This is a genomic window from Ensifer sp., assembly GCF_035999135.1.
GTDB lineage: Bacteria > Pseudomonadota > Alphaproteobacteria > Rhizobiales > Rhizobiaceae > Ensifer.
The window spans coordinates 1-4,322 of sequence record NZ_DASYGZ010000214.1; the positions used below are offsets into that span (position 1 = coordinate 1).

The 4,322-nt window shown below is 62.2% G+C and carries 4 protein-coding genes; 2 read left to right on the forward strand and 2 right to left on the reverse strand.

From position 1 onward, the window contains the following. Window positions 1–1,164, forward strand: a 1,164-nt coding sequence (locus VGO12_RS28760) for an NAD-dependent succinate-semialdehyde dehydrogenase (RefSeq protein ID WP_327516147.1), incomplete at its 5' end; no start/stop codon positions are given. 92 nt (window positions 1,165–1,256) lie between these two features. Here the strand turns inward: VGO12_RS28760 and VGO12_RS28765 are convergent. Together VGO12_RS28765 and VGO12_RS28770 are read right to left on the reverse strand one after the other, a co-directional pair. After that, complete coding sequence (locus tag VGO12_RS28765) at window positions 1,257–2,243, reverse strand: transketolase family protein (protein WP_327516148.1); 987 nt, start codon at window positions 2,241–2,243, stop codon at window positions 1,257–1,259. 1 nt (window position 2,244) lies between these two features. Continuing rightward, window positions 2,245–3,132: a transketolase gene (locus tag VGO12_RS28770; protein WP_327516149.1), complete on the reverse strand. Its 888-nt coding sequence runs from the start codon at window positions 3,130–3,132 to the stop codon at window positions 2,245–2,247. A gap of 197 nt (window positions 3,133–3,329) precedes the next feature. On the opposite strand from VGO12_RS28770, the gene VGO12_RS28775 reads away from it, so the two are divergent. After that, a partial coding sequence (locus VGO12_RS28775; RefSeq protein WP_327516150.1) for an amidohydrolase family protein occupies window positions 3,330–4,322 on the forward strand: 993 nt, incomplete at its 3' end.

The following is a 4,322-nucleotide window of genomic DNA, read 5'->3' on the forward strand; positions in this document are numbered from 1 at the left end:
CAGGGCAAGCCGCTGGCGGAAGCCACCGGCGAAATCGTCTATGGCGCAAGCTTCGTCGAGTGGTTCGCCGAAGAGGGGCGCCGGCTCTATGGCGACCTGATCCCCGGCCACCAGCCCGACAAGCGCATCCTCGTCATGAAGCAGCCGATCGGCGTCGTCGCGGCGATCACGCCGTGGAACTTCCCGAACGCGATGATCACCCGCAAGGCCGGCCCGGCTTTCGCCGCAGGTTGCGCCATGGTGCTGAAGCCGGCTGCCCAGACGCCGTTTTCGGCGATCGCCATTGCGATCCTCGCCGAACGCGCCGGCCTGCCGAAGGGTCTGTTCAGCGTCATCACCGGCTCGGCCCGCGAGATCGGCGCCGAGATGACCTCGAACCCTGTCGTGCGCAAACTCACGTTTACGGGCTCGACCGAAGTGGGCGCCGAGCTCTATCGCCAGAGTGCTGCCACCATCAAGAAGCTCGGTCTTGAGCTTGGCGGCAATGCGCCGTTCATCGTCTTCGACGATGCCGATCTCGATGCCGCTGTCGAAGGCGCGCTGATCGCGAAGTTCCGCAACAACGGCCAGACCTGCGTGTGCGCCAACCGCATCTACGTGCAGGACAAGGTCTATGACGCCTTTGCCGACAAGCTCGCCAAGGCGGTCGCCAAGTTGAAGATCGGCAACGGCGTCGACGAGGGCGTCGTTCTCGGCCCGCTGATCGACAAGGCGGCGCTGGAGAAGGTGGAAGAGCACATTGCCGATGCCACCTCCAAGGGCGCCCGCGTGATCCAGGGTGGCAAGCGCCATGCGCTGGGCGGCACCTTCTACGAGGCGACGGTCCTTGCCGACGTTACCCAGGCCATGGCTGTGGCACGCGAAGAGACCTTCGGCCCGGTCGCGCCGCTGTTCCGCTTCACGGATGAAGCGGATGTGATCGCACAGGCCAACGACACCGAGTTCGGCCTTGCGTCCTATTTCTACGCCAAAGAGCTGGCGCGGGTGTTCCGGGTCGCCGAAGCACTGGAATACGGCATGGTCGGCGTCAACACGGGGCTGATCTCGACGGCGGAGGCACCGTTCGGCGGCGTCAAGCTCTCCGGCCTCGGTCGCGAAGGCTCGCGCTACGGCATCGAGGAGTTTACCGAGATCAAATATGTCTGCCTCGGCGGCGTTGCCTGATAGGAGACAAGCAAAAGACCGCGGAGCCCGAGCCCCGCGGTCATTCAGGTGGAGTGGCCTTCAGCGCCAAACGTCACGTGTGCTGCAGCGTCTCATCCGCGGCCTTCGAGTAAACGCGTGGCGCGCGCCTCAATGCCCTTCGCATCGAGTTCGTAGTGCGCGTAGAGGTGGGTCGGCGGTGCAATCAGGCTGTATTCGTCGTAGATGCCATGTCGGGTCAGCTTGACCGGCAGGCCCTCGCTTGCCAGTACTTCTGCGACCGCACCGCCCAGTCCGCCGAGCACATTGTGCTCCTCCACCGTCAGGATCCGCGGGCTGTGACCGGCTGCTTCGAGGATGGCGTCGCGGTCGATCGGTTTTACCGTTGCCATGTCGAGGAAGCCGACGCTTGCGCCTGCGGCCCGCAGTGCGCGGGTCGCTTCGAGCGCCGGGTGAACCGTGGAGCCCGTCGCAATGATCGTGAGGTCCGTTCCCGAATAGTGCGAGATCGCCTTGCCGATCGTGAACGGCTGGCGCTCCGCATAGACCTCGGGATCGCGCCCACGCTGGATGCGAATATAGATCGGATGCGGGTAGTCGTTCGCAGCCTTGATGACCTCTTTCAGCTGATTGCCATCGGCCGGCGCGATCACCGTCAGATTGGCGATCGAGCGCATGATCGCGAGGTCTTCCGTCGCGTGGTGCGAGGTGCCGTAAAAGCCGAGCGAGATGCCGGCATGGTGGCCGATCAGCCGAACCGGCAGTTTGGAGTAGGCGACGTCCATGCGGATCTGCTCGCAGCAGAGCAGCGCAAGGAAGGATGCGAAGGTTGCGACATAGGGCTTCATGCCGACGGCGGCCATGCCTGCGGCGGCCGATACCATGTTCTGCTCGGAGATGCCGAACTGGACGAAGCGATCGGGATGGAGCGCGTGGAACTTCGCAAGGCCGTTCGAATATTGCAGGTCAGCGGTGCCCGCGACGATCGGCTCGCCCGCATCGACGAGTTCGATGAGGGCATCCGAGAGTGCATCGAGGCCGGGTGTGACGGCATTGAGCTGTCGGTACTGCCAGGACTTGTCGGAAAGCGGCTTGTTCATCTCAGATCTCCATCGCTTCGATTTCGGCAATTGCGCGCGCGGCATCGGACGGGTCGAGATAGCCGAGGTGCCAGCCGGGTTCGGTCTCCATGTAGGAGACGCCCTTGCCCTTGACCGTCTCGGCAACGATCATCACCGGGCGCGTCCGCGCGCGGTCTGCCTTGAGCGTGCGAAACAGGGTGGCGACGGCTGCCACATCGTGGCCGTCGACCACATGGGTCTCCCAGCCGAAGGCCTGCCATTTCTCGACGATCGGCTCGACGCCGATGATATCGTCGACCGAGCCGTCGAGCTGGTAGCCGTTGCGGTCGATGATACCGATCAGCGTTGCAAGCCCATTGTGCGCGCCGAAGAGGGCAGCCTCCCAGACCTGGCCCTCCTGCAACTCACCGTCGCCGATCATGACATACGTATAGAATTCCTTGCCCAGCATCCTGCCGGCAAGCGCCATGCCGCAACCGGCCGAAAGCGCGTGGCCGATCGAGCCCGAGCTGAAATCGATGCCGGGCACCTTGGTCATGTCGGGATGGTCGCCGAGCGGATTGCCGAGGCGGGTATAGCCGTCGAGCACATCACGCTCGATGAAGTCGAGGTCGGCGAGGATGGGAAACAGCCCGACGGCCGCGTGCCCCTTGCCCATCATGAAACGGTCGCGATCCTCCCATTTCGGTTCGCCGCGCTTCAGGTCCATAGCGTCGTAATAGAGCGCCGAGAACAGCTCCGCCGCGGAGAATACGGACGTGTAGTGGCCGACTTTCGCGATCTCGATCAGCCTGATTGTCTCGAGACGACAGAACTTCGCGCGGTCCTTGAGGAACGCGATTTCCTCGTCACTCGGTCTGAGGCTGTTCCGGCCCCCGGTTGTTTCGATCCTGCCTGGTTGGGTCACGTGCTGTCCTCGTCCTCAAGGTGGGTCGCCCCACGCAATGCTTGATCACAAGGTCTGTTTTAGCGTCAGAAACGCGCGGCTGCCCGCACGAATAGCTGAAAACAATCTTCAACTATTCCAAAGAAATGAACGGGTTGGCTCATGTTACCTAGTGAGGGACGCAAGTGAAGGCGGTGGTTTTCTCAAGGAGGTAAACAATGAAAGACGGGATGTTTGTTTTCGACGCAGCGGTCCATACGCAGGACTTCGGCGACAACCAGATCAAGACTGGAAGCGATGGCCGGCGCGTCAAGCTGCTGCGCTCGCAGATCGCCGGCTTCATCAACTTGACGGGGCGTCGCGGGCCGCCGCCGGAAACTGAAACCTTCTCGAACCCCGATCTCGAATGGGGCAACAAGATGCTCTTCGAGAACTCCGACACCGACATGGCGAGCGCCTGCTCGGTACCATTGTTCTCGCATTGGCGGGCGGGGCTTGGGCCGGTCGAACTCAGCGATGCCTTCGCCAAGTCGAACCCGAAGCGCGTTGTTCTGACCGGCGGCGTCGACCCCGCCTATCACGGGCTCGATTTCGCGCTCGAAGAAATGGAGCGCCAGGTCAAGGAACTCGGCGCCGTCAGCATGAAGTTCTACCAGTATCAGCGCCGTGGCTGTTCCTGGCGTGCGGATGATCGCGATATCGCCTATCCGCTCTGGGAGAAAGCGATCGAGCTTGGCATCAAGATGGTGCAGTTCCACAAGGGGTTTCCGCTGGAACTCGGCCCGGTCGAGGCCTTCAAACCGAACGACATCCAGTATGCCGCCGCGGACTTCCCAGAACTCAACTTCGGGATCCATCATCTCGGTGACCCCTATGTCGACGAGACGATCTCGATCGCCAGCCGTTTCGACAACATCTACCTGATCCTGCCGCTCTGGTTTAACCAGTACTATCTCCAGCCCTGGAAGATGCTCTCGCGGCTCGGCGAAGCCCTGCTCTATGTGGGCTCCGATCGCATCTGCTACGGATCCGAAGCCTTCATCTGGCCGCATGTCCAGACCTACATCGACACGCTTGCCAATCTCGAAATGCCCGAAGAACTGCAGGAGCGCTACGGCTATCCGGAAATCACCCGTGAGATGAAGGAGAACATCCTCGGCAAGGCCTTTGCCCGCGGCATGGGCATCGATATCGAAGCCAAGAAGATCGAA